The organism is Sphingopyxis sp. NJF-3, from assembly GCF_053514865.1.
This window is the reverse complement of record NZ_CM130726.1, coordinates 1,046,340-1,069,540: the sequence shown is the minus strand read 5'-3', so window position 1 is coordinate 1,069,540 and position 23,201 is coordinate 1,046,340. Positions and strand designations below refer to the sequence as shown.

General features: G+C 61.8%; 19 protein-coding genes. 9 read left to right on the top strand and 10 right to left on the bottom strand.

Going from position 1 to position 23,201, the window contains the following annotated elements; translation table 11 throughout:
- Positions 1-11 precede the first annotated feature (11 nt).
- Genes ACOTSS_RS04990 through ACOTSS_RS04970 form a run of 5 tightly spaced genes read left to right on the top strand, consistent with a single transcriptional unit; the run spans position 12 to position 4,879 of the window.
- Positions 12-1,457 (top strand): aldehyde dehydrogenase family protein, encoded by a 1,446-nt coding sequence (locus tag ACOTSS_RS04990; RefSeq protein ID WP_448690428.1) that lies wholly within the window; start codon positions 12-14, stop codon positions 1,455-1,457.
- Between the two features lie 30 nt (positions 1,458-1,487).
- Positions 1,488-2,360, top strand: coding sequence for a 2-dehydro-3-deoxygalactonokinase (locus ACOTSS_RS04985; RefSeq protein ID WP_448690427.1), 873 nt, complete (start codon positions 1,488-1,490; stop codon positions 2,358-2,360).
- Positions 2,357-2,995: a 2-dehydro-3-deoxy-6-phosphogalactonate aldolase gene (locus tag ACOTSS_RS04980; RefSeq protein ID WP_448690426.1), complete on the top strand. Its 639-nt coding sequence runs from the start codon at positions 2,357-2,359 to the stop codon at positions 2,993-2,995. The genes ACOTSS_RS04985 and ACOTSS_RS04980 overlap by 4 nt, the downstream gene beginning before the upstream one ends.
- Positions 2,992-3,999 carry a PfkB family carbohydrate kinase gene (locus ACOTSS_RS04975; RefSeq protein ID WP_448690425.1) on the top strand — a complete coding sequence of 336 codons (1,008 nt, stop codon included), beginning with the start codon at positions 2,992-2,994 and terminating at the stop codon, positions 3,997-3,999. The genes ACOTSS_RS04980 and ACOTSS_RS04975 overlap by 4 nt, the downstream gene beginning before the upstream one ends.
- The gene (locus ACOTSS_RS04970) at positions 3,986-4,879 is read left to right on the top strand and encodes an aldose 1-epimerase (protein WP_448690424.1); all 894 of its coding nucleotides are present in this window, start codon (positions 3,986-3,988) and stop codon (positions 4,877-4,879) included. Before ACOTSS_RS04975 ends, ACOTSS_RS04970 begins: the two co-directional genes overlap by 14 nt.
- Here ACOTSS_RS04970 and ACOTSS_RS04965 read toward each other — a convergent pair whose 3' ends face one another.
- The 10 genes from ACOTSS_RS04965 to ACOTSS_RS04920 form a co-directional block, all read right to left on the bottom strand.
- Positions 4,880-5,605 (bottom strand): SapC family protein, encoded by a 726-nt coding sequence (locus ACOTSS_RS04965; protein ID WP_448690423.1) that lies wholly within the window; start codon positions 5,603-5,605, stop codon positions 4,880-4,882.
- An 18-nt stretch (positions 5,606-5,623) separates the two neighbouring features.
- A complete protein-coding gene (locus ACOTSS_RS04960; protein WP_448690422.1) occupies positions 5,624-7,177 on the bottom strand; it encodes a tryptophan halogenase family protein in 1,554 nt (517 codons plus the stop codon).
- Positions 7,178-7,287: 110 nt separating this feature from the next.
- The gene (locus tag ACOTSS_RS04955; protein ID WP_448690421.1) at positions 7,288-10,080 is read right to left on the bottom strand and encodes a TonB-dependent receptor; all 2,793 of its coding nucleotides are present in this window, start codon (positions 10,078-10,080) and stop codon (positions 7,288-7,290) included.
- A 345-nt stretch (positions 10,081-10,425) separates the two neighbouring features.
- Entirely contained in the window at positions 10,426-11,031 is a 606-nt protein-coding gene (locus ACOTSS_RS04950) for a GntR family transcriptional regulator (protein ID WP_448690420.1), read from the bottom strand.
- A gap of 19 nt (positions 11,032-11,050) precedes the next feature.
- A complete protein-coding gene (locus ACOTSS_RS04945) occupies positions 11,051-12,310 on the bottom strand; it encodes an MFS transporter (protein WP_448690419.1) in 1,260 nt (419 codons plus the stop codon).
- Between the two features lie 29 nt (positions 12,311-12,339).
- Positions 12,340-13,488 (bottom strand): mandelate racemase/muconate lactonizing enzyme family protein, encoded by a 1,149-nt coding sequence (locus ACOTSS_RS04940; RefSeq protein WP_448690418.1) that lies wholly within the window; start codon positions 13,486-13,488, stop codon positions 12,340-12,342.
- 13 nt (positions 13,489-13,501) lie between these two features.
- The gene (locus ACOTSS_RS04935) at positions 13,502-14,359 is read right to left on the bottom strand and encodes an SDR family NAD(P)-dependent oxidoreductase (RefSeq protein ID WP_448690417.1); all 858 of its coding nucleotides are present in this window, start codon (positions 14,357-14,359) and stop codon (positions 13,502-13,504) included.
- On the bottom strand, positions 14,278-15,912 hold the full coding sequence (locus ACOTSS_RS04930) for an MFS transporter (RefSeq protein ID WP_448690416.1): 1,635 nt from the start codon (positions 15,910-15,912) through the stop codon (positions 14,278-14,280). The genes ACOTSS_RS04935 and ACOTSS_RS04930 overlap by 82 nt, the downstream gene beginning before the upstream one ends.
- Position 15,913: 1 nt before the next feature.
- Positions 15,914-18,121, bottom strand: coding sequence for a beta-galactosidase (locus ACOTSS_RS04925; protein ID WP_448690415.1), 2,208 nt, complete (start codon positions 18,119-18,121; stop codon positions 15,914-15,916).
- 163 nt (positions 18,122-18,284) lie between these two features.
- On the bottom strand, positions 18,285-19,376 hold the full coding sequence (locus ACOTSS_RS04920; protein WP_448690414.1) for an SMP-30/gluconolactonase/LRE family protein: 1,092 nt from the start codon (positions 19,374-19,376) through the stop codon (positions 18,285-18,287).
- A gap of 16 nt (positions 19,377-19,392) precedes the next feature.
- Between ACOTSS_RS04920 and ACOTSS_RS04915 the strand changes: the two genes are divergently transcribed.
- From ACOTSS_RS04915 to ACOTSS_RS04900, 4 genes are all read left to right on the top strand, one after another.
- Complete coding sequence (locus tag ACOTSS_RS04915; protein ID WP_448690413.1) at positions 19,393-20,541, top strand: mandelate racemase/muconate lactonizing enzyme family protein; 1,149 nt, start codon at positions 19,393-19,395, stop codon at positions 20,539-20,541.
- Positions 20,542-20,554: 13 nt separating this feature from the next.
- Positions 20,555-21,571, top strand: a complete 1,017-nt coding sequence (locus ACOTSS_RS04910; RefSeq protein WP_448690412.1) for a zinc-dependent alcohol dehydrogenase — start codon at positions 20,555-20,557, stop codon at positions 21,569-21,571.
- Between the two features lie 74 nt (positions 21,572-21,645).
- On the top strand, positions 21,646-22,338 hold the full coding sequence (locus ACOTSS_RS04905; protein WP_448690411.1) for an SDR family oxidoreductase: 693 nt from the start codon (positions 21,646-21,648) through the stop codon (positions 22,336-22,338).
- A gap of 30 nt (positions 22,339-22,368) precedes the next feature.
- On the top strand, positions 22,369-23,190 hold the full coding sequence (locus tag ACOTSS_RS04900; RefSeq protein WP_439511488.1) for a phytanoyl-CoA dioxygenase family protein: 822 nt from the start codon (positions 22,369-22,371) through the stop codon (positions 23,188-23,190).
- Positions 23,191-23,201 lie beyond the last annotated feature (11 nt).

Here is a 23,201-nt window from a genome sequence, read left to right as displayed (position 1 = left end):
GGCTCTTCCCGATGACCGACCTTCCCTTTTATCGCTGCTACATCGACGGCCGCTGGACCGAAGGCTCGTCATCCGACCGCTTAGCCGTCCTCAACCCGGCCAATAATCGGATTTGGGCCGAGGTGCCCGCATGCACGGCAGACGATTGCGAAATGGCGCTGGCCGCCGCCGCGGGTGCCCAGCGATCATGGGGGGCGCTGACCGCGATGCAGCGCGCTGCGCATCTCGAAGCGCTGTGCGCAAAACTCGAAGGTGAACGCGACCATTTCGCGCGCCTCCTCGTGCTGGAACAGGGAAAGACTCTCCGCGAAGCCGAAGGAGAGGTCGCCGACACCATCGGTTATATGCGATACGCCGCCCATTCCGCGCGTTGGCTACGCGGCGAGATCATGCCCGCCGACAATCCCGACGAACGTTTGATGACCTTTCGCGTCCCCTATGGGGTATGCGTCGCCATCTGCGCCTATAATTATCCGCTGGCCCTGATCGGCCGGAAGGTCGGCCCGGCGCTCGTCACGGGCAACACGATCGTCATCAAACCGCACGAAGCCACCCCCGTCACCGCGTCGGAGTTCTGCCGCCTGGCGGAGGAATCCGGGATACCCGACGGGGTGATCAACATGGTCACCGGCGACGGAGCGACAACCGGCGCGGCGCTGGTATCGAGCCCCCGAACGCGGTTGATCACGCTGACCGGCAGCATCGCGGCCGGGCAGCGCGTTGCGCGCCTTGCTGCCGACAATCTTGCCGCCCTGTGCCTCGAACTCGGAGGCAAGGCGCCGTTCATCGTCATGGATGACGCCGATATCGACGCCGCGGTGGACGCCGCCGCCATCGCGCGCTTCGCCAACTGCGGACAGGTCTGCATCTGCAGCGAGGCCGTCATGGTGCACGAGCGGGTCGCCGCCGAATTTACCGACAAGCTGCTTGCGAAAGCCCGGGCCGTGCGCGTCGGAAACCCGATGGACAATCCCGACATGGGCCCGCTCGCCACGGCCGGCGCACGCACGCGAATCGATCAGCTGGTGATCGACTCTGTCGCTGCCGGCGCCGAGCTGCTCATGGGCGGAGGAGGTTCCGAACCCACCGGATTTGAAGGCGGCAACTGGTTCGAGCCGACCGTCCTCGCCTGTTCGGGTTCCGATCTTCCGGTCGTCCGCGACGAAATATTCGGCCCGGTGCTTCCCATTCTGCAAATCGGCAGCGCCGAGGAAGCCATCGCGCTCACCAATGCCCGCGACGACGGGCTCTCTGCTTATGTCTGGACGCGCGACAACAGCGCGGTCCACCATTTCATCGACCGGCTCGAAACGGGGACGGTCTTTGTGAACAAGGGGATTTCGGGATCGTTCCACGGTTATCACAACGGACACAAGCGCAGCGGTATCGGCGGCGAGGACGGCCCGCACGGCCTCGAAAACTATATGCAGAAGCGTAGCGTCTATCTTGCCTATTAACCGCGGCGCGAGCGCCGCGCGGAACAGAAAATGACACGATCGAGCGACACATTCCTGGCCGTCGACTGGGGCACCACCAATCGGCGGGTGTATCTGATCGTCGGCGGCGAACCCGTCCTGAGCGAACGCGATGATCGCGGGATCGCCGCTTTCGCCCCCGCGGCGTTCGCCTCCGAAGTCGCCCGTTTGCGCGCGCACTACGGCTCGGTACCGACGATTCTTGCCGGAATGATCGGGTCGAACCGCGGCTGGATCGACGCGGGATATGTCGGCGCACCCGCGTCCCTCGAAGCGCTCGCGGCGGCGGCTATCCGCCCCGCGCCCGACATTCTGATTGTCCCCGGCGTCAAATATGCACGCGCGCCGCGTATCGACGTCATGCGCGGCGAGGAAGTCCAGCTGCTCGGCGCATGTCGCGACGGCCTCGCACCGCCCGACGCCTTGCTGTGCCAGCCGGGAACCCACTGCAAATGGGCCGAGATGCGCGCGGGCGACATCGACAGTTTTGTGACCGCAATGACGGGCGAGGTCTTCGCCCTGTTGCGCGACCATGCCATGATCGGCGAATTGCTTCGCGGCCCGGTGACCAACGGCGACGCCTTCCGCCGCGGTGTCGCCGAGGCCGGACGCGGCGACCTTCTCGCTTCGCTGTTCGAAATGCGTCCCGCATCTATGTTTGCGGCCGGTGATCGAAGCGATTGGGCCTCTTATGGCAGCGGCCTTGTCATCGGAACCGACTGCCTGGCGCATGCGCGCGATCGCGAAGTCCATCTGCTCGCCGATGGCCTGCTCGCCGAACTTTACACGACCGCGCTTCGCGAAATCGGAGCGAAACCCAAACAAGTCGATAGCCATGCCGCGTTCGTCGCCGGCATCATTCGCATCCGGGAGATGAGTGCATGACCCTGACTTACAAGATGGCCTTCGAGACCTGTCCGCTCGTCGCTATCCTGCGAGGCATCGCGCCCGATGAAGTCGAGGAAGTCGGCGAGGCGTTGGTCGCAGCCGGAATCCGGATCATCGAAGTGCCGCTCAATTCTCCGGATCCCTTTGCGAGCATTGCGATACTGGCCAACACCTTGCGTGGCCGAGCGGTTGTCGGCGCCGGCACGGTGCTTCGCGTCGCCGACGTCGAAGCGACGCAGCGCGCAGGAGGCGCACTGATTGTCAGTCCGCACACCGATCCCCTCCTCATCGCCAAATGCGTGGAGATGGGGTTGGCTGTCTTGCCCGGCGTCTCGACAGCAAGCGAAGCAATGGCCGCCCTGGCCGCCGGTGCAACGGGCCTGAAGCTATTTCCGGCCGAAACCTCGTCGCCCGCCTGGATCAAGGCGGTCCGGGCGGTCGCGCCCCCCGCAACCGCCATTCTTCCTGTCGGCGGCATCGAACCGGCGCATATCGCCCAATGGAGGGACGCGGGCGCGTCCGGGTTCGGGCTGGGTTCGGGCCTGTATCGTCCCGGCATGACCGACTCGCAGGTCGGCGAGCGCGCGTGCGCCTATGTCGCCGCCTGGACGAGCGCGAGCCAATCGGCATGACCGTCGTTGCCTTTGGAGAGATATTGCTTCGACTGTCTCCGCCAGGAACCGAGTTGCCGCTTCAATCGCCGCATTTCGACTGCTGGATCGGCGGAGCCGAAGCCAATGTCCTGGCTCAACTCGCCCAGCTTGGCCATGATGGGCGGCTTGCCTCGGTGGTGCCCGACAATGCTCTTGGCCGCGGCGCCGTGGGCATGTTGCGGCAAAATGGCATCGACGCGCGCACCGTTCAAATCGATGGAGAGGGACGGCTTGGCCAGTATCTGGTCACGCGCGGCGCAGGCGCGCGCGCGAGCGACGTTCTCTATGACCGTTTCCCATCGGCGTTCAGCGACGCCGCCCCCGCGTTTTGGGACTGGTCGACAATTCTTGCCGACGCGACCTGGTTTCATGTTTCGGGCATTACCGCTGCGGTGAGCGCGAACGGGGCGGCCGCGCTGCGCGATGGCCTGACAGCGGCCCGCGATCTTGGCATTACCATTTCGTTCGACTGCAATTTCCGTCCGAGCCTCTGGGCGCGCGACAAGCGCGATCCCGTTCCGCTGCTCCGCGACCTTCTGTCCTTTGCCGACGTCATTTTCGGGAATCACAACGACTTTGCCCTCCTAAGCGGACGGCGCTTCGACGATCAGGGTGCAGCGCGGCGCCGCGAAGCTGCGGAAACCGCCTTCGACCTGTTTTCGAACCTGCAATGCATCGCATCGACCGCGCGTCATATCGTCGAAGCCGACAAGCAGACCCTGTCGGCTCGGATCGATCGCCGCGACGGTCATCATCAAACGCCGGAGGTCACGCTGACATCAATTGTCGACCGGATTGGCAGCGGCGATGCCTTTTGCGCGGGCATCCTCCACGGCCTGCTCAACGGCATGGCCGATAGCGATACGGTCGCCTACGGATTGGCACTCGCCGTCCTCAAACATTCGCTGCCCGGCGATGCCTCCTTGTTCAGCGCGCGCGACGTCGATGCCTATCTGGCGGGTCAGTCCGATGTCCGGCGATAAACCGACTTCAGAACCACTCATAATCCAGGCCGGCGCTTACGCGGCGGGGATCGTACCGGAACTCGGCGGCAGTCTTGCCTGGCTTCGCCACGACGGGCGTGACCTGCTCCGCCCCCTGTCCGAGCCGGTCGAGGCCGGCGTGGGGGCGCAAGATACCGCGATGTTTCCCATGCTGCCCTTTTGCAACCGCATCGCCGGATCGCGCCTTGCGTGGCGGGGCGAGATTTTCGAGGTTGCGCCCAATGTTGCCGGCGAAGACCGCGCCCTGCATGGCTATGGCTGGATCCGGCCATGGACAATCGAGGTGCAAAGCGAGAACCAAGTCGACCTCGTACTGCGCGACGTGACACTGCCTTTCGACTTCGCCGCGCGCGAGACTTTCTCGCTGTCCGAAGCGGGGCTGCGCGCCACCCTTGCCGTTACCAATTGCGGGAAAAAATCCTTGCCTTTCGGCATCGGATTTCATCCGTGGTTTACGCGCGCGCGCGGCGTCGTCTGGCAATTCAAAGCCAGCGGCTATTGGCTGGCGGGCAATGATGCGCTTCCCTCCGACCGGATCTCGCTGCCGCCCGAACTGGATCATTGCGATGGCCGCGCCCTGCCCGCCGGATGGCGCAACAATTGCTACGACGGCTGGGATGGGCGCTTGCGCATCGACTATCCGACGCAAAAATTGGCCGTAGACATATGTGCCGATCCGATATTCGACCATCTGATGATCTATGCGGACCCCGAACGCGACAGCTTTTGCCTCGAACCGCAAAGCCACTTGTCCGGCTCATTCGGACGCGAGACGCCCGACCACCCGTTGACGATGGCCGAACTTGCGCCGGGAGAGACTCTGAGCGGTTCGATCCATATCGCCTGTTCGGCGCGTTAGCTATCGCGATCCCCGCTCGTCGTTCACGCCAGGGGAACGAAGCTGCAGCTTCGCGACATTTTCGCGCGATGCGGCGATAAGATAACAGGCTTGCAGATAGCCCGCGCCAGCGAGCCGTTCGAGCACGTCACCTTTTTGCCGCGCCAGCTGCGCTTCATCGACCGAATATAAGCCGCCGATTGCAAGCGATCCGCCAACCTCGCCGCTCGATTCCACGGGCGCCTTGGCGATGAGGTCGAGCTCGACAAGCGTTTCGATCAACTTTTCCGTCGGCCGCATCCCGCCCATCAGCTGCGATACCAGCTGTCTCGCATCCGCGGCAAATTCGGTCGGTTCGCCAGCATCGTCAAAAAGGCGCTCGCCTTCGCGATCGCTGACGCGCGGATGATCGAGGTCGATAGCGAGCGCGCCTTCGCCGGGGGTCTGGCCTTCCTGCGCGACGAGGAAAGGTTGCCGCCGAAAATGAAGCGGGACGTAGGTGCCCAACCAATGATCGCCGTCCAGATATTGATTGTTGCCTGCCGACAAGCCGAGGAGCGCGACAAGGCCGAAGCGCCCGGTTTCGGGACTCTTGGCAAAAAACACGGGATATTCGACCGCCAGCTTGCGTAACTCGGTTGCCAGGACCGGGACGATCGCAACATTTTCCCCATATTGCGCGCCATATCCGGTCCGCACGCGCAATAGGCGGTGTTCGTCGGCGTCGAGGATGGCAATTTTCGTCATTGACGCTTCCTCCTTGGTCTAGACTTTCTGCAGCCCATATTTGGCAATCCTGTCGAGCAGATCCCGGTTGGGAGGAAGCGATGCCCTCATCGCCTGCAAGTCGCGGCGTTTCGCCTCGAAAAATTCCTCGGCACGCCGACGGCTCGCCTCCGATCGCGATACGCCGGCGAGGTCGGTTTCAAATCCCATGCCATAAAGGACATATTGGTAACTGGCGCCGGGGAAAACTTCGACCGCGCGATCGAAATCGTCGTTCGAAGGCGGCTTGTACCGCCAGAGTTTCAACAACTCCGACAAGCTCTCGGGAACCGATGCCGGGGCGCGATTATCATGCCAGAAATCGTCGTCGGTACGTTTGCTGAGAACATAATGCAGCTTTAGGAAATCGATAATCCGCTCCCACCGATATGCAAATGTCCGGTTAAAGCGATCGGCAATGACATCCATGGATTCACGCGTCGGCGGCATCTGTTCGGCGATGAAGCGCGCGGAAATCTCGATCAGCAGAATCGCCGACGCCTCAAGCGGTTCGAGAAATCCCGCCGACAGGCCAACGGCTGCGCAATTGCCGACCCAGAATTTCTCGCGATGCCCCGGTTCGATCGTGAGTTTGCGAACCGAAAGCGCGTCCGGATCGGACCCGGTCGAGCGTATATAGGAACGCAAACAGGCCTCGGCGGTGTCGTCGTCCATGTGCGCGCTGCTGTAGACATGGCCGACCCCGCGCCGCGTCTGCAGGCCGATTTCCCAAACCCATCCCGATCGCTGTGCGGTCGATATCGTGTGCGAGGCAATCCTGCTGTCGGGCTCGTCATAAGGCACCTGCACCGCCAGCGCGCGATCGATGAAAAGAATGTCCTTGCACGAACGAAAGGCGACGCCGAAATGCCCGCCAAGCAGAACCGAGCGAAAACCGGTGCAATCGATGAATAGGTCGCCCGCAACCTCACCCGCCTGCCGCGTGACCACGGCAGCGATGTCGCCATTTTCCTTCGCGCGCACGCTGTCGACATCCGCCTCGATATGACGGATTCCAAGATTCTCGACGCAATGTGTGCGGATGAACGACGCGAACGCGCCGGCGTCGAGATGGTAAGCGTAATTGGCAACGCCGTCATATTCGGCGGTCGTGATCGACTTGGGCGCCAGTCCTGTCTCGCACAATTCTTCTTGCGGACACACCGCGGTCGAGAAGGACTGTCCGCGATTGTCGGCAAGCCAGTGCGCGGCCAGATTCTCGTCGAAATAGCCTTCGGGAAGCATCAGCGGATGATAATAGAAATCATCTTCCGCGCCGGTCGCCCACCGCGCGAACTTTGCACCTTGCTTGAAACAGGCGCTGCACGCGCGAATGAAGTCGGTTTCGCGAACGCCCATCTGCTGCAGCGTTCGCCGCATCGTCGGCCAGGTCCCCTCCCCCACGCCGATGATCGGTATGCCGGGCGATTCGACAAGAGTGACCTCGAGCGGTTCGCTGCGTTCGGCGCGGGACGTCGCGGCGATAATCCCGGCCGTGAGCCAACCGGCTGTCCCGCCGCCGACCACGACGACCCTGCGTACTGGCGTTGCCATGACTTCATCCTAGCTGTGTTGCACCCGATTGCGCGACAAAAAAGCGGGGCCGATCCGCCTGGACCAGCCCCGCCGCAAGTACCACCCCCGGGGAGGGGCAGGAGGGGAGACTAGAATTTGGCGCGGACACCGAATGCGTAACGCGCGCCATATTGTTCGGCGTCGAGCAGTTGCTCCTCGAAGCGGCCGTAACGCCGCGTCGTGGCATTCAGGAGGTTCAGGCCTTCGGCGAACACCGTCAAATTGTCGGTGATGTCGTAGCTGACGCTAGCGTCCAGCTGGCCATAGGCGGCGGTATTCACCGGCTCCGCGCCGAGCGAAAGCAGGAATTTGTCGCGCCAATTATAGGCGAGACGCGCCTGCAAGCCGTTCTTCTCGTAAAAGCCGACGAGGTTGTAGCTATTGCTGAGCCCGGTGAGCGCCAGAATCTGGGAGAAGTTGAACGGATCGAGATCGATGTTGCCATCGACGATCGTCCCGTTGAGCATCACACCAAAGCCGGTGTCACCAAACACGTGCTGGACGGTCGCCTCGAGCCCCTGGACCGAGGCCGACTTCAGATTGCCCACCGTATTGATATCCCAGGTCACGATCGGATCACCCGGTGCCGACAGACAGGCCGGGTTCGGTGTCGCCGATGAATCGGGGCAGCCGGGACGCGGGTTCACGCTCGGGTCGCGCAGCGGTTCGCCGTTGGCGTTGAGAACCGGCCCCTTGTTGGTCACGGCGCCGATAAAATTGTCGACCCATTTCTTGAACACGCCGACCGAGACGTAGCTGCTCGGCTGGTAATACCATTCGACCGAGAAATCGATGTTGTTCGATGTGTAGGGCAGCAGGCCCGGGTTCCCCTGCGACACGATGAACGGGCCGCCGGGACGCGAATTGAGGAAGTTCGTGGCCGGGAACATAGCGGACAGGCTGCTGCGCGCAATCGTCTTGCTGTACGCCGCACGCGCGACAAGGTTGTCCGTGAGGTCGATGCGGAAATCGACGTTCGGCAGGAAGACGTTGTAGTCGCCCTTGAGTTCCTGCCGCGTCGGGGTCGTGTCACGAATCACCTGCAGTTCCTGCGGATGACGGAAGTTCAGCGCGACGATCCCGTTCTGCACCGTGTAGGCGCTGACGTTGGTCTTCTCATACCGCAGCCCTGCATTGATGCGGATCGGCATCGAGTTGAAATCGGTCTCGAGATCGAAAGACACGAACGCCGCCTTCGTCTTTTCGCGCACGCCATTGAGCGACGGCGGATCGAGCGAGAACAGCCCCGCGTCTTCGACGATGCCGACGAAATCGGTCGCGCTATAGATCGGAATTTGCCCGAAAAGCTGATCCGCGCCCTTGAATTGATCGAGCGTGTTGCCGCGCGGCACGAAGCCGAATTCGAGCCCGCCCAGAGGGACATCGACGAAGCGGAAGGTCGCACTGAGCAGGGTGTCGACCTTATAGTCCGTATAGTCGGCCCCGAAGTTGATCGCCTTCAGCGCGCCGTCGTCGCTCTTCCACTTGCCCGCAAACTGCAGTTGCCGGATATTGTTTTCGACTTCGTAGCCGCGTTTCTGATAAAGATCCGAGACGACGTTAGCGAAGTTCAGGCCGCCGCCCGCAAGCGTTGAGTCATCGAAGCTGGCCGCCGGAATCTTGCCCGAGAAATTCCCGCTGATCGACGCGATGCTGCCGATGGGGTTGCGCAGGTTGGACAATGTCTCGGCGGTCTGGCCGTTCTTGGTGTTCGGGTTCGAGTGCGAGGTGGAATCATGCGCATCGATTTCGAAGCTGAGATTGTCGGTGACGTCCCAGGCGATATTCGCCGCGAAGGAATCATTCTTGGTATATTGATAAAAATCCCATGACCAGAAATCGAGATTGTCGTTGAGCGTCGTAATGTCGACCAGCGTGCCATTGGCATCCGCGGTCGCAATATCGGGCCTGTCGAACCAGAACGCCATGCGGTGCATCTGCGTCCGTTCCTTGTAGCGCGACATCGTATAGTCTGCGGTGATGGTCAGCCCATCGACCGGTTCGGCCTGCACGACCAGTTGACCATTGGTGCGCTTGCGCTGCGAATCCCAGACGTCCATGTCGATCGTCCAGGGCGTCCAGAACGCCGCCGTCGGATTGGCCGCCGTATCGATCGCGCTAAGATCGAGGTTCGGATTGGCGCGGTTGCCGCGATTGCGAACCCAGCCCTGCGTGCCGGTGCGGTCCTTGCGCGAGTTGCGCTCCGAATAGGAACCGATCGCCAGGATGCCGATGCGATCGTCGGCAAACGTCGTGCTGATCAGTCCGGTAATCTCGGGCGTTACCTTGGCGCCGACCTCGGTCGTGGTGTCCCAGTTCGCCTTGGCGCTCGCCACCGCACGGAAACCGGGATCGTCGAGCGGACGCGGCGTGCGGATATTGATCGTTGCACCAAGCCCGCCCGAAACGATGTCGGCGCGGCCGGTCTTGTAGACTTCGACCGCCGAAACGCCTTCGGAAGCGAGATCGCGGAAATTGAAACTGCGCGAAATGCCGGCCGACTGGAGCGACGAGGAATTGGGCATCTGGCGGCTGTTCAACGTGACGAGGTTGAAACCGGGACCGAAGCCGCGAACCGTTACCTGGTTGCCTTCATTGTTCGAACGATCGATCGAAACGCCGGAAATGCGCTGGAGCGATTCGGCGAGGTTCGCGTCGGGAAATTTGCCGATATCTTCTGCCGAAATCGCATCGACGACACCGCTCGCCTCGCGCTTGATATTGGCTGCGTCGCTGAGCGATTTGCGAATGCCCGTGACGATGATGGCATCATCACCGCCGTCCGCGGGCGCCTCCTGCGCAAAAGCCGCCGGGCTGAACGCACAAATCGTCAACGCGATTGCCCCGGACGACAACAGAAACTTCGAGCGTGTCGTGGTCACATAACCCTCCCATGGATATTTTGATCGATTATCAGCTGGGAATAGCAAGTGATGGTCAATTGTCAACAATCAATCTTTGACAACTTTTACAGATTCTGCGCGCGATGATATTATGGCCACATCGCCGTGCGCTAGACCTTTCGAATGAGCAGCTTGAGATCATAAAAGCCGGTGGCCCGGTGGTGAAGGCGCTCAAAGCCTTTGACGCGGACACGCGCCGAGCGACTCGCCGATGAATCCAACAGGACGGACGGGGGCCATGCGCGGATCGCGCGGCCGAAACGACAACCGGGTGCCTGCAAGGAGCCAATCGACGCGCGTTCGAGCGCCGCGGCAGAATGCATGTCAGCGAATATTGTCGCGCAATGCCTCCTCGGCGCGCTTGGCATCGCCCGAGCGGATCGCGTCGAGAATTGCGCGATGTTCTCCAATCGCCTGGTCCGGCGTCGAAATCCGTTGATAGTTCATTCGCATGCGCATGATCACGGGCCGCCAGAGATTGACGAGATCGTCCCCCCCGGCCTCGAAGACGATAGCGCGGTGGAACGCAATGTCGGCGCGAGTCACTTCGGTAAAGTCGCCCTCGCGGAGCCGCTTCGACAATTCCTCGGCCGCTGACTCGAGCATCGCGGTGAAGCGGGGAGATGCGGCCTTCGTGACACGCTTGATCGAATAGGTTTCGATGTCGAGGCGGAGACGCACCATCAACGCCTGCAACTCGGGCGGTGCCACGTCGTTGACCCGGGTATCGCGATTGGCACGCGTAACCAGCAGTCCTTCTTTCGACAGCTCAAGCAATACGTCACGGATCGGTCCGCGCGATACGCCGAAGCGCTGCGCGAGAGCCTCTTCGGTGATCTTCTGGTTGGGTGCAAGCGTTCCCGAAATGATATCGCCGCGCAGATGGTCGGCAATCTGTTGCCGAATCCCGATAACCTCCGATGCCGCCATACAGACTCTCGCTTCTTCCCTATTGCCCTGATTCTGCGGAAACCCGCTCGACCTTGCCTATCAGTACCAGATAGGCCGCCATGCCGACGACCGCCATGGTCGCCATGTACACAAGCACATAGGTAAAGTCATTTGTCGATAGTATGGCGCCGATGACCAAGGGCGTGACGATCGCCGACAAGCCGCCGCAGAAATTGAAGATCCCGCCCGCAAGACCGACGCGACCTTCCGGCGCGAGCAGCGATACAAAGACCCAGGCAATCGAGGCCATGCCATTGCCGAAAAATGCGATCGACATTGCGGCCAACGCCTCCGCATCGGACCGGGCAAAGGCCGCAAGCAGGATCGTCGACGAAAGTGCAAGTCCGCAGAGCACCGGCAATTTGCGCGCGACGCTCGCGGAATATCCTTTACGGATCATGGCATCGGAAAGGCGACCCCCGAAGACGACACCCCCCATCGCGGCGAGAAACGGCAATGTCGTCATCCAACCCGCACGGTCGAGCGCAACACCCCGACTTTCCACAAGGTAGGTCGGGAACCAGGTCAGGAAAAAGATCGATACGCTACCGATGCAAAACTGGCCAATATACAGACCAACAAGCTTGCGGTGAAAAAGCGCGAGAGGAAATCGGGGCCATCCCTTGCGTCCTTCGGCATCGTTCTGCCGGGGCTGCCATTCAACTGCCGCCTTGCCCTCGCGCAGCAGTGCCAGCTCGCTGTCAGTCAATTTGCTGTCATCGAGCGGGTCGCGGTAAATGACATGCCACGCCCACGCCCAAAGCAACCCGGCGAAACCGCAGACAAAGAAAAGGACTCGCCAGCCCCACAATTGCTGCACCCAGAAGAGGATCGGCGCGAGGACCGCGAGCCCCAGAAACTGTCCTGCCGTATAGCTTCCGATCGCGCCGGCGCGTTCCTGTTCGGGAAACCAGCTCGTCGCGACCCGGTTGTTGATCGGAAAGGAGGGAGCCTCGAAAATGCCCACAAATACGCGGCATATGAGCAGAAGGAGTAGCGACGACGCAAAGCCCTGAATGATCGTCGCGATCGACCAGCCGGCGAGCAGGATCGGATAAAGAATGCGCGGGGAAATCCGGTCGACGAGAATCCCGCCTGGAATTTGGAGCAGCGAGTAGCTCCAGGCAAAGGCCGAAAAGACGAGCCCGAGCTCTATCTGCGACAGACCAAGGTCGCGGCGCAGCTCCACGGCGGCGACAGCCATGTTCGTGCGATCGAGATAATTGACCACCACGCTCACGAAAACTGCAGCCAGCATCACATGGCGCCGTTGCACGCGCGGAGTGCTCACCAGTTGGTGTAGGAGCCGTCGGGCTTGTAGCGCCGCGGCGGTTCCCAATATTCAAAGGCCGCGGCACGTACGGCCGCCTCATCGACTTCGACACCTATACCCGGCAGAACGGGCACGGCAAAGCGCGTGCCGTCGAGCCGCGGACGCACTCGGAACAGGCGATCATAGGCCGATGTATCGACGCCATAGGGATCGACCTCGCACCACGAAAGATTGGGGATCGCTGCACACATCTGGATGGTCGCCGCCGTGCAGACCGGGCCGAGCGGGTCGTGCGGCATCACGTCGATATAATGCGTCTCGGCCATCGCGGCGATTTTCATCGCCTCGCTGAACCCGCCGACATTGCAAATGTCGATCCTCGCGAAATTGGTGAGGCCGGACTCGAGATAGGGAGCGAAGTCCCATTTCGAAGCGAACTCCTCTCCGATCGCGAAAGGGATGTCGCACATGCTGCGCAAGCTGCTGTATGCGCCCGGCGTTTGCTGGCGAATCGGCTCTTCCAGGAAATCGAGGGTGCCGGAGGGCATGCGCTGGCAAAAGGATGCCGCCTCGGCTACCTGAAGCCGATGATGGAAATCGATGCCGAGGATGGTTCCGCTGCCAAGCGCCGCCCGGGCATCGATGAGAACGTCGGCCGCTACTGCAAGTGCCTTTCGCGGATCATAGGTCGGCGACGCCTGGGCACCGTCGCCCACTGTCGCGCGGATGCAATCCCAGCCCTGACGCTGCAGGTCGAGCATATCGGCCACCAACGCGTCGCCATGCTCGGCGGTGCTGGTGATGAAGCAGGGAATGTGGTCACGCTGCCGACCACCGAGAAGCTGATAGACGGGCACCCCATGCGCCTTGCCCGCGATGTCCCAAAGCGCGATATCGATCGCCGAAATCGCCGCCGTGATCGTGCGCCCGCCCTCGAAATACTGGCCGCGATACATCTCCTGCCACAGCGCACCGATCCGCCGCGCGTCGCGGCCGATCAGAAATTCGTGGAAGTGCCCGATCATCGCGGCAACCGCTTGTTCGCGCCCCGACAATCCCGACTCGCCCCACCCGACGATCCCCGCATCGGTTTCCACCCTGACGAGGCAGATGTTGCGATAGCCGGCCCAAATGGGGAAGACCGAAATGTCCGATATCTTCATCGCGGGACGCTCCTCATTTGAGTTCGTCATCGCGGCATAGCTGAACCGCAAGCCCATGGTCGGCGACGAGGTCTGCGCCTGTCACCGCTGCCGCCGCGTCGGAGACGAGGAAGGCCGCAACGGCGCCAATTTCTTCGACTGTCGCGAACCGCCCATCGGCGTGCATCGCATTGAAGCTGCGCTCCAGTTCCGGCGATCGATCGATGACCTCCTGCACGGCCTCGGTCCGCGTGAGGCCGGGGCTGAGCGTATTCACCCGGATTCCCCGCTGGCCAAGGCTCGTACACATGGCGCGCGTCATCGCGGCGATGGCGCCCTTGGTCGCCGCATACATTTCATAACCGGGGACACTGGCGACCGAATGGTTCGAAGAGATGTTGAGCACCGAGGCGCCGCGCGGCATCGCCGGAACGAGCGCCTGGGTCAGGAGGAAAATCGATCGCACGTTGGTCGCCCACAGGCGCTCCAGATCGTCGGCGGCAAAAGCCAGAAAGTCGCCTTCGATCGTCACTCCGGCATTGTTGATCAGCGCATCGATGCGTCCAAAACGCTCCGTCGCCGACGCAGCGAACTCCGCGATGCTCGACGGATCGGAAACGTCGAGCTGCCTGAAGGTCGCATCGCCGCCCGACCCGCGCAACAGCTCCGCCTTCGCTTCGCCGTTGGCGTTCCGCTGGCCAAAGAAGACGTGTGCGCCTGCGTTGCAGCAGGCCTGCGCAATGCCCCAGCCAATACCCGCGCCGCCGCCGGTGAGGACGACATTCTTGCCTTCCAGGCTTCCAATGGAATTCACGCTGTCACTTTCTTCCTGGCCATCTCGACCGCAATTTCCTCGATAGATTTCCCGCGCGTTTCGGGAAGCATTCGCCACAGGATCGCGAAGCCAGCGCAGACGCACAGGGCGTAGAATGCGAACACCGAGGCAGCGCCCAGATTGACGAGCTGCCACGGAAATAGTTGCTGGACGCCATAGTTCAAAACGCTTGTGAGCAACGCGCAGGCGGGTATCGCGACCCCGCGTACACCGGTTGGGAATATCTCCGACAGGATCACCCACATGATCGGGCCGATCGAGAACTGGAAAGCCGCCACGAAGGCCGCAATGCCAATGAGGACGATCCAGCTGTCGATATGCGTTCCAGCTTTCAGCAGCTCACCTTCATTTGCCTGCGCGACGTCCTTGCCGAGCGCCTCGTTCAGCGCATTCTTGAAGTCGACGTCATTGTCGAACCTACGGTCGGCAAGCGGTACAAGCGCCGAGCGATCGATGGTCGCGGGCAGCGCCGCGATGGTATCGGCCTGCAACCGATAGGTTGCGCTGGCAAAGCTGAGCGAACAGGCGGCGAGACTGATCGCCGCGACCCCAAGACCGCCGAGCAATATCGTCCGGCGTCCGATCCGGTCGATGAAGATCAGGGCCGCGGATGTGGCGATGATGCTGAATATCCCGTTGACGACCGGGACGAGGAAGGATGCGTCGACGCCAAGGCCAACCTGTTCGATGACATAGGGCGCATAAAACATGATCGCATTGATGCCGGTCGTCGGCTGGACCGCTGCGATTACGAGTCCGATGATCGTCGCGCGGACTATCGTGGGCGAAAGCATGCGCGCAAGCTGGCGCCTTGTTTGCCCCTGCTGCGACATATTATCTTCGCGATCCGTCCTGACCGCGATTTCGATGTCGTCGATCACGGCGTCGACTTCTGAGGCTGGCAGCAACCCCTCCATCACCTTGCGCGCCTCGGCCTTGCGCCCGCGAAGCATGAGCCACCGCGGGCTCTCGGGGATTTTCAAAAGGAAGATGATCCACAAAATCGAAGGCGGAATCTGGACTCCGAGCATCCACTGCCAGGTATAGCGGTCCATCCCGACGGCGCTGATCCACGGCGCGCCGGCGTGAACCCAGCCCTGGATGAAGTAGTTGGCGAGATAGGCCGCGAACAGCCCGAACACGATGTTCAATTGGTTGACCGCGACGAGCAGGCCACGCTTTGCCGGCGGTGCGACCTCCCCGACATACATCGACGACACGGAGAGCGAGGCAAAGGCCAACCCGCCGAGGAAACGTGCCGCGACCAATTGCCACAGGGTTTGTGAAAGAACAGCGCAGACCGCCGACAGCAAGTAGAGCCAGCCGATCAAAAGCAGGGTCTTGCGGCGACCGATCCGGTCGCAGATATGCCCGGTCACCAGCAGTGCAAAAACGACGCCGAGACCCGGGGCGCTCACGGCATAACCATATCCGATCGCATCGGTCCCCAGATCCTGCATGACGTAGGTCTTTGTGCCCGACACGAGCGCCGCGTCGAGACCGAACACAAAGCCACCGAAACAGACCATGATCGCAAGTAACAGGGCCCGGCGATTGGTCTGGGCCTCATTCAGTCCCGTTTCGGCCTGCAGGTTGATCGCACCCGCCATCTCAGTTCCCGAAGCGCCGACGGTACAGGTCGTAGTTGAAGCGCCGCGCCGCGGCCGTCATTTCGGGATAGGGAATATCGGTATTCGTCACCCAGCCGACATTGTAATTCTCTCCGTCATAGGCGCGGCCAGTCACATTGTCGTCGACATATTGGAACCAGTGCGCCCCAACCATCATCGGATTGTCGAGAACCGAATTCATATATCGCTCGTACATACGCGCCCGGTCGGTCTGATCTACCCCGATGACAAGCCCCGGATGATAGAGACCCGTGTCGGACGTGCTGCCGATGTGAAACTCGCCGATGATCGTGGGGCGGTCAAGCTTTTGCAGGAAGCCCCAGGTTTCGGGATGGATCGTCTCGCGGTAGACGTTGTAGCTCAGAACGTCGGAGTGTTTCAGCGCGGCCTTGGTGACCTCATCGGGCATGCCCCATTCGGCCATGCGCACGCCCATATACATATGATCGGGCATCACCCGCTTGAGTTCGTCACGCACGGTGCGGAAATAAGTCTCCGCATAGTCGGCGAAAAGCAAGGAGAGGTCGGGCTTGGCCGATTCAATGTCAGCGACCTTCACGCCGGCGTCGAATTCCTCCCAAGAGGCAAAGCTCGATTTCCATGCCGCGTTGAGCGCGGCAATCGACGCATATTTGCCTTTCAACATCTTCGCGAACTGCGCCTTGGCCGGGCTGTCCTTGGCCGGTTTCGACAGCGCGTCGAGGACGGCGGCATATTGATTGCGCGGCGTGTCGGTGCGCCCCCAGCTCTTCTCATTGTCGACGAAGACCCCGATACACCAGGGCGAGCCCTTCACTTCGCGCGCGATCTGTTCGATCGTCAGCCGCGCGCGGCGCTTGAAATTTGGATCATAGACGTCGGGCAGCGGCGACCAATAGTCGAAACCCGACGAAAGCGTCTTGAAATTGCCGATGATCCAGCCGTTCGCGAAATAGGGCATTTTCTGGTTGTCGTAATATATGGGGTCGATCCAGTTTCCGAACGACGTCATTCCCCAGTCGCGCATGCGGTCGATCGTGACGTCGCGCCATTTCGACATGTAATTGTCGCCGTAACGACGCTCCAGGTTCGCCTTGTAGAAGCTGTATACCTCGCCATGCTCGAGCGCGCCCTGGTGGAAGGTGCGGCGATATCCATAATGATCGCCCAAGGGATCGTCATAGGCGGGAAGCCATTGAAACATCGCCCGGCGAAGGGGCGAGGCGAGAAAACGTGTGCCGCGTACCGACGGATCGACGGGCACGACGTCACGCGAATCCTCCGGAGTCAGTTCTTCGGGGTCGATCTTGCGAACCGAAGGGGCCTCGAAATCATAGCCCGTGACGGTTTCGAGATTCGCCATGCGGACATTGGCGATCGCGCTCGAAAAGAAGAGATATCCATCGGGATCGACCATCCACCATTTGCCATCGACCTTCTCGGTCCGGAAGTGACCCGTAGCCCGAAGCTTGGGACCACCCGTCCAGCCACCCCAACGCGATCGCTCGGGCGCGCCCTTCGAGGTCGCCAGTTCGGCGAGTTCCTTCGCCGCAGCTTGCTTCAGTTCGGCTTCCGAATGGATCTTGATCGGATAATCGACCTTGGCGTTCTGACCGAAGCGGTCGACGATCTCGGTGAGGAAAAAGGGATCGGAAATCGGGTTTGCACGCAGGCGAATATTGTCGATCGCCAGCTTGCGCGGCGCCGTGATCGCTTCGAGTTCGAAACTGAGCTTGGCGATACGCGAAAGATCGAGATTGCGATCGCCGTTGCGCCAGAACAGCTTTACGTCGTCGCTCTTCCAGCTCGGCGGAATCTCGCGAAGCCCGGTCTGCACATTCGCTTCATACCCGGACAAAACCGCATAGAGCGTTGCCGAGCTATTGGCCGCAATCGCGGCGCTGCGCCGCTGCGAGCGCCCCTGATCGTCGACGATGTTGACGAATATTTGGGTCGAGACGGGATTATCGTTGAAAAGGTCGAACGCCAGATTGACGTCGCCGCGACCGCTAAGGTCGAGCGGCTTGTCGAAATTCAGGGTGACGACATCATCGACATGCGGCTCATAGGTGATCGACAGAAGCTGCTTGCCATCGGTGGCCCGGCGATCGGCTCCGATAGTTGCGGACGCATTTTGGGCTTCGATCCGAACGCTGCGTGTTTCGAAACTTTCCACCGGCCATTGGCGATCGCCGCCCGTCTCGGCCATGGCGCTCGTCAAAGCGAGAGCAGAACAACCCACCGCACATGCCAAAGCCCACCGACGCATATCTCTCTCTCCCAAAGACTCTTGTTTCTCGATGCGAACGACCTATCGGCTTAAATGTCGATTGTCTACAATTAACATCGCTGATCTGAAAAGGGGGAAAACTCTAGGCGCGTTCGCGCAAGCGCACACGCCAGAGGCTGTCATTTGCGGTGATGAACAGCGCATGGGCATTCCCCGCGATGCAGCAGTTTCCCGTCGGTGCGCCGGTGACGATTCGCCCGAGCGCCACGCCGTCGGCGCCGATGATCGCCACTCCCCCTGGAGCAGCTACGAATAAGGTACCATCCTCAGCGATTGCCATGCCGTCGGGCATTCCCGGACTGCCGTCGCGCTGGAACTGCCGCATGTCGAACCAGCGATCGTCGCGGGCGGCCACGGCGCGGCCTTCGAGACGGTAACGGACCAGCCGCGGAGCCGCCGGATCGGAGACGGTGACGTAAAGATATTGCCCGTTGGGGGAGAGGCCTATCCCATTGGGAAAGGTCAGTTCGCCGTCGATCAGCGAAATGCTGCCGTCGGAATTGCGCCGGTATACGCCGTTCATTTTGCGCGCTTTCGCTGGCGATGCGTCGTTCTCGATCAACCCATAGGGCGGGTCGGTGAAATAGAGCGCCCCGTCTCGGCCGCGCACAAGATCATTGGGACTGTTGAACGGGCGATCGGCGTCGCACACGACCGGCTGGCCCACCCAGTCGGAAAGCGAATAGGCAATGATCGAACGGCTGTCCTGATCGCACACGAGGAGCATGTCATCCTCTGCGCGATAGCAAAGGCCATTGGTGCCAGGCATCACGCCCGCCGCCGCGCGCCCCGAGCCGGCAGGATTGCGCCACGGCTTGATTCCCTCGCTTTCGTCCCAACGGTAGAGGATGTTGGCGGGAATGTCCGAAAAATAGAGGCAGTTTCTCCGACTGTCCCACGTCGGCCCTTCGGCCCATTTCAGCCCCGACCCAAGATGTTCGACCACGGCATCGCGCGCAAAATGCGCCGCCATTCGATCATCGAGCCACTCGATTTTCGCGGCAGGCACTGCAGCCGCGATGGCTGGCGCAGCGCGGCTGCACATTCCCGCGACGATCGACATCGCAACCATTTCGCGTCTTGAAATCATGTCCTGCTCCCACCGGTTCCGTTGCAGCGCTTCATCTGATCGCAACGTTGTAAACAATTCACAGCTTGACACAATCGTTGACAATTGACAATTGACGCTAATGGAAATGGTTTCACACCGGGCGGGCGATGACGTCCCGCCGACGAACAAGACCTCCGCACGTCCGATCGTAGCGGTTGAGGTTGATCTTTATCGTATACCGCTGGCGGAGACGCTCAGCGATGCGGGGCACGGTCTTCACACCCATTTCGAGATCGTCACCTGCCGCATCGTCTGCGCCGACGGCTACGAGGGCACCGGCTATACCTATACAGGCGGACGCGGCGGCAGCGCCATTCGCGCGCTCCTCGCCGACGAGATCGCTCCCCTCCTGATCGGTGCCGACGCCGACGATATCGACGGCCTTTGGACCCGCATGCGCGCGTGGCTCCACTATCTCGGTCTCGGCGGCGTTGCGGCCTTCGCCGTCGCCGCCGCCGATATCGCCCTCTGGGATCTTCGCGGTATTCGTCTCGGCAAGCCGCTGTGCGAGCTCGCGGGCGGCCATGCCGACCAGGTCGCCTGCTACCGCGGCCTCATCGATCTCGGCTATTCCGACGACCAGCTCCTCGACCGCGTCGCTGCCGAACTCGCCGCAGGCCATCGCGGCATCAAGCTCAAGGTCGGACGCCCCGACATCGCCACCGACGTCCGCCGCGTCCGCGCCGTCCGCCGCCTCATCGGCAGCGAGCGAAGCCTCATGGCCGACGCCAACTATTCCTGGGACGCCGACAGCGCCATCGCCTTCGCCCGCGCCGTCGACGACGCCGGGCTTGCCTGGTTCGAAGAGCCCGTCCCCCACGACGATCATGCCGCCTACGCCAAGGTCGCCGCCGCAACCGCCATCCCCCTCGCCTCCGGCGAAAACCTGCGCACCCTCGCCGAGTTCCGCGACGTCGCAAGCCACGGATCGGTCGCCTTCCTCCAGCCCGACGCATCCAACATCGGCGGCATCACAGGATGGCTCGAGGTCGCCAGCCTCGCACGCCAACACAACCTCCCCATCGCCTCCCACGGAATGCACGAACTCCATGTCTCGCTCATGGCCGCACAGCCCAACGCCGCCATGCTCGAAATCCACTCCTTTCCAATCGACCAATACACAACAAACCCCCTCCCCATCCAGAACGGCACCGCTCTCGCACCGCAAAACCCCGGAAACGGCGTCGCCTTCGATCACAAACTCATCCGTCCCCACCTCGCCTCCTGAAGAGAGTTTACCCATGAAATCTGCCATTTATGTCGAAAAGGGCCAGTTCAAGATTGGCGAAGGCGAACGGCGCGCACCGGCGGACGACGAAGTGACGCTTCGCGTCGGCTATGTCGGCCTCTGCGGAACCGACCTTCATGTCTATCACGGCAATATGGATCATCGCGTCTGCCCGCCCGGGGTGATTGGCCACGAAATGTCGGGCGTCGTCGAAACGGTCGGGGCGGAGGTGTCCGGATTTAAAGTCGGCGACAAGGTCGTGGTGCGCCCGCTCGATTATTGCGGCGAATGCCCCGCCTGCGACGCCGGCCACTCGCACATCTGCCACAAGCTCAAATTCATGGGAATCGACACGGTCGGAGCGCTCCAGTCATACTGGACGGTCAAGGCGCGCACGCTCCACAAACTTCCTGACTCGGTCGATCTGCGCCGCGGTGCGCTGGTCGAGCCGCTCGCGGTCGCCTGCCACGACGTCGCGCGCGCGCGGGTTGCTGCGGGCGAGAAGGTGGTCGTGCTGGGGGGCGGACCGATCGGCCAGCTGATCGCATTGGTCGCGCGTGCGCGGGGCGCGGAGGTTCTTATTTCCGAGCCGACGCCCGTGCGCCGGACCTATGCGACCGATGCAGGATTCGCGACTTTCGATCCCGGCTCGGGTAGCCTCGCCGACCATGTGATGGCGTGGACCGGCGGCAAGGGCGCCGATATCGTCTTCGAGGTGGCCGGGGTCCAGCCGACGGTCGATGCGATGACCGAGATCGCGGCGGTGCGCGGGCGCATCTGCATGGTCGCGATTCATTCGGCAAAAGCCCAGGTCGACCTGTTCAAATTCTTCTGGCGCGAACTCGAACTTGTTGGCGCCCGCGTCTACGAGGCTGCGGACTTCGATGCCGCGATCGAACTGATCGCGAGCGGCCAGGTCGATGTCGACGCGCTCATTACCTCGGTTCGCCCGATCGACGATATTCAGCTCGCCTTCGAAACACTCGACAGCCCCGACCCGGGGATGAAAACCTTGCTGGAGTGCGCATGATGACTGCCGAACTTTTCGACCTCAGCGGCAAGACGGCACTGGTCACCGGCTGCCGACGCGGCATCGGCCTCGCGATGGCGGTCGGGCTTGCCGAGGCCGGCGCCGACGTCATCGGCGTCTCGGCGTCGCTCGATCCGGAAAATGACGAAGTCGTGCGGGCGGTTCGCGCCACCGGACGCCGATTTACCGGCTATCAGTGCGATTTTGCGGATCGGGACGCGCTCAAGGCGCTGCTTGCGCAGCTCGCGACCGAAGCTCCCGCGATCGACATTCTCGTCAACAATGCCGGAACGATTCTTCGCGCTCCTGCTGCCGAGCATCCCGATGAATTCTGGGACAAGGTGATCGAGGTCAACCTGTCGGCGCAATTTCTGATCACTCGCGAAATCGGGCGAAAAATGCTCGAGGCTGGCGCGGGGAAGATTATCTTCACTGCCTCGCTGCTGTCCTACCAAGGTGGAATCACCGTTCCTGGTTATGCCGCGAGCAAGGGCGGAATTCAGCAATTGACGATGGCGTTCGCGAATGAATGGGCGTCGCGCGGCATCAATGTCAACGCGGTGGCGCCCGGGTATATCGCCACCGACAATACCGAAGCCCTGCGCAACGATGCGGGGCGCGCCGAGTCTATCCTCGCACGCATTCCCGCAGGCCGCTGGGGCGAACCTGACGATTTCAAGGGTCCGGTCGTGTTCCTTGCTTCGGCAGCCTCGAACTATGTTCACGGCGCCACGCTGCTTGTCGATGGCGGCTGGATGGGCCGCTAGCGGAAAGCCTCAGCAGAAAAGGTAAATTCGATGACCGACGGTCTGCCGCTTGCGGCAAGGTTCAAGGAACAGGGATATGTCGCACCGCTGCGTGCGCTTTCCGCCGATCGCGCTGCCGAATATCGTGGTGCGCTCGAACAGCATGAAAAGCGACATGGCGCGCTGGCGAAGGCGCATCGGAACAATCCGCATTTGCTGTTTCCATGGGCCGACCGTCTGATCCGCGAGCCTGCCGTCCTCGATGCCGTCACCCAGGTGATGGGCGAAGATTTGCTCGTCTGGGGAACGACCTTATTTATCAAGGAACCGCACGATCCCGCCTATATCTCCTGGCATCAGGATTCGACCTATTGGGGTCTCGATCCTGCGGACGTGTTGACCGCATGGATCGCGCTCTCCGACAGCAAGGCCGACAATGGCGCGCTGTGCGTTCTCCCCGGCAGCCACAGGCTCGACCAGATGCCGCACCGCGACACTTTCGAGGCCGCCAACATGCTGTCGCGCGGCCAGGAAATCGCAGTCGATGTCGATCTGAAGGACATCGTCGCGCTCGAACTCGATCCCGGCGAGATGTCGCTGCATCATGTTCGCATGGTCCATGGGTCGGGACCGAATGAATCGGGCCGGCGCCGGATCGGCTTCGCAATCCGCTATTTGCCGACCCACGTCCGCCAGGTCATGGGCCAATCGGACACCGCGACGCTTGTCCGCGGCACCGATCGCTTTGGGCATTTCGGGGCAGAGCGACAACCCGTCGAAGATTTTGGCGAGGCCGAGCGCGCGTTTCACGCCGAGATCGACCGCCTGCAACAGGCCATCATCTTGCAGGATGCCGAACCCGCCGCGCGCTGAGCGCGCTGCGG

Bases quoted from the DNA above. Each gene is read 5' to 3' on its own strand.
- ACOTSS_RS04965 (WP_448690423.1), bottom strand. From the start codon at position 5,605: ATGACGAAAATTGCCATCCTCGACGCCGACGAACACCGCCTATTGCGC.
- ACOTSS_RS04940 (WP_448690418.1), bottom strand. From the start codon at position 13,488: ATGAAGATATCGGACATTTCGGTCTTCCCCATTTGGGCCGGCTATCGC.
- ACOTSS_RS04960 (WP_448690422.1), bottom strand. From the start codon at position 7,177: ATGGCAACGCCAGTACGCAGGGTCGTCGTGGTCGGCGGCGGGACAGCC.
- ACOTSS_RS04950 (WP_448690420.1), bottom strand. From the start codon at position 11,031: ATGGCGGCATCGGAGGTTATCGGGATTCGGCAACAGATTGCCGACCAT.
- ACOTSS_RS04930 (WP_448690416.1), bottom strand. From the start codon at position 15,912: ATGGCGGGTGCGATCAACCTGCAGGCCGAAACGGGACTGAATGAGGCC.
- ACOTSS_RS04910 (WP_448690412.1), top strand. From the start codon at position 20,555: ATGAAATCTGCCATTTATGTCGAAAAGGGCCAGTTCAAGATTGGCGAA.
- ACOTSS_RS04900 (WP_439511488.1), top strand. From the start codon at position 22,369: ATGACCGACGGTCTGCCGCTTGCGGCAAGGTTCAAGGAACAGGGATAT.
- ACOTSS_RS04975 (WP_448690425.1), top strand. From the start codon at position 2,992: ATGACCGTCGTTGCCTTTGGAGAGATATTGCTTCGACTGTCTCCGCCA.
- ACOTSS_RS04915 (WP_448690413.1), top strand. From the start codon at position 19,393: ATGGAAATGGTTTCACACCGGGCGGGCGATGACGTCCCGCCGACGAAC.
- ACOTSS_RS04905 (WP_448690411.1), top strand. From the start codon at position 21,646: ATGGCGGTCGGGCTTGCCGAGGCCGGCGCCGACGTCATCGGCGTCTCG.
- ACOTSS_RS04990 (WP_448690428.1), top strand. From the start codon at position 12: ATGACCGACCTTCCCTTTTATCGCTGCTACATCGACGGCCGCTGGACC.
- ACOTSS_RS04980 (WP_448690426.1), top strand. From the start codon at position 2,357: ATGACCCTGACTTACAAGATGGCCTTCGAGACCTGTCCGCTCGTCGCT.
- ACOTSS_RS04985 (WP_448690427.1), top strand. From the start codon at position 1,488: ATGACACGATCGAGCGACACATTCCTGGCCGTCGACTGGGGCACCACC.
- ACOTSS_RS04945 (WP_448690419.1), bottom strand. From the start codon at position 12,310: ATGCTGGCTGCAGTTTTCGTGAGCGTGGTGGTCAATTATCTCGATCGC.
- ACOTSS_RS04970 (WP_448690424.1), top strand. From the start codon at position 3,986: ATGTCCGGCGATAAACCGACTTCAGAACCACTCATAATCCAGGCCGGC.
- ACOTSS_RS04925 (WP_448690415.1), bottom strand. From the start codon at position 18,121: ATGGCCGAGACGGGCGGCGATCGCCAATGGCCGGTGGAAAGTTTCGAA.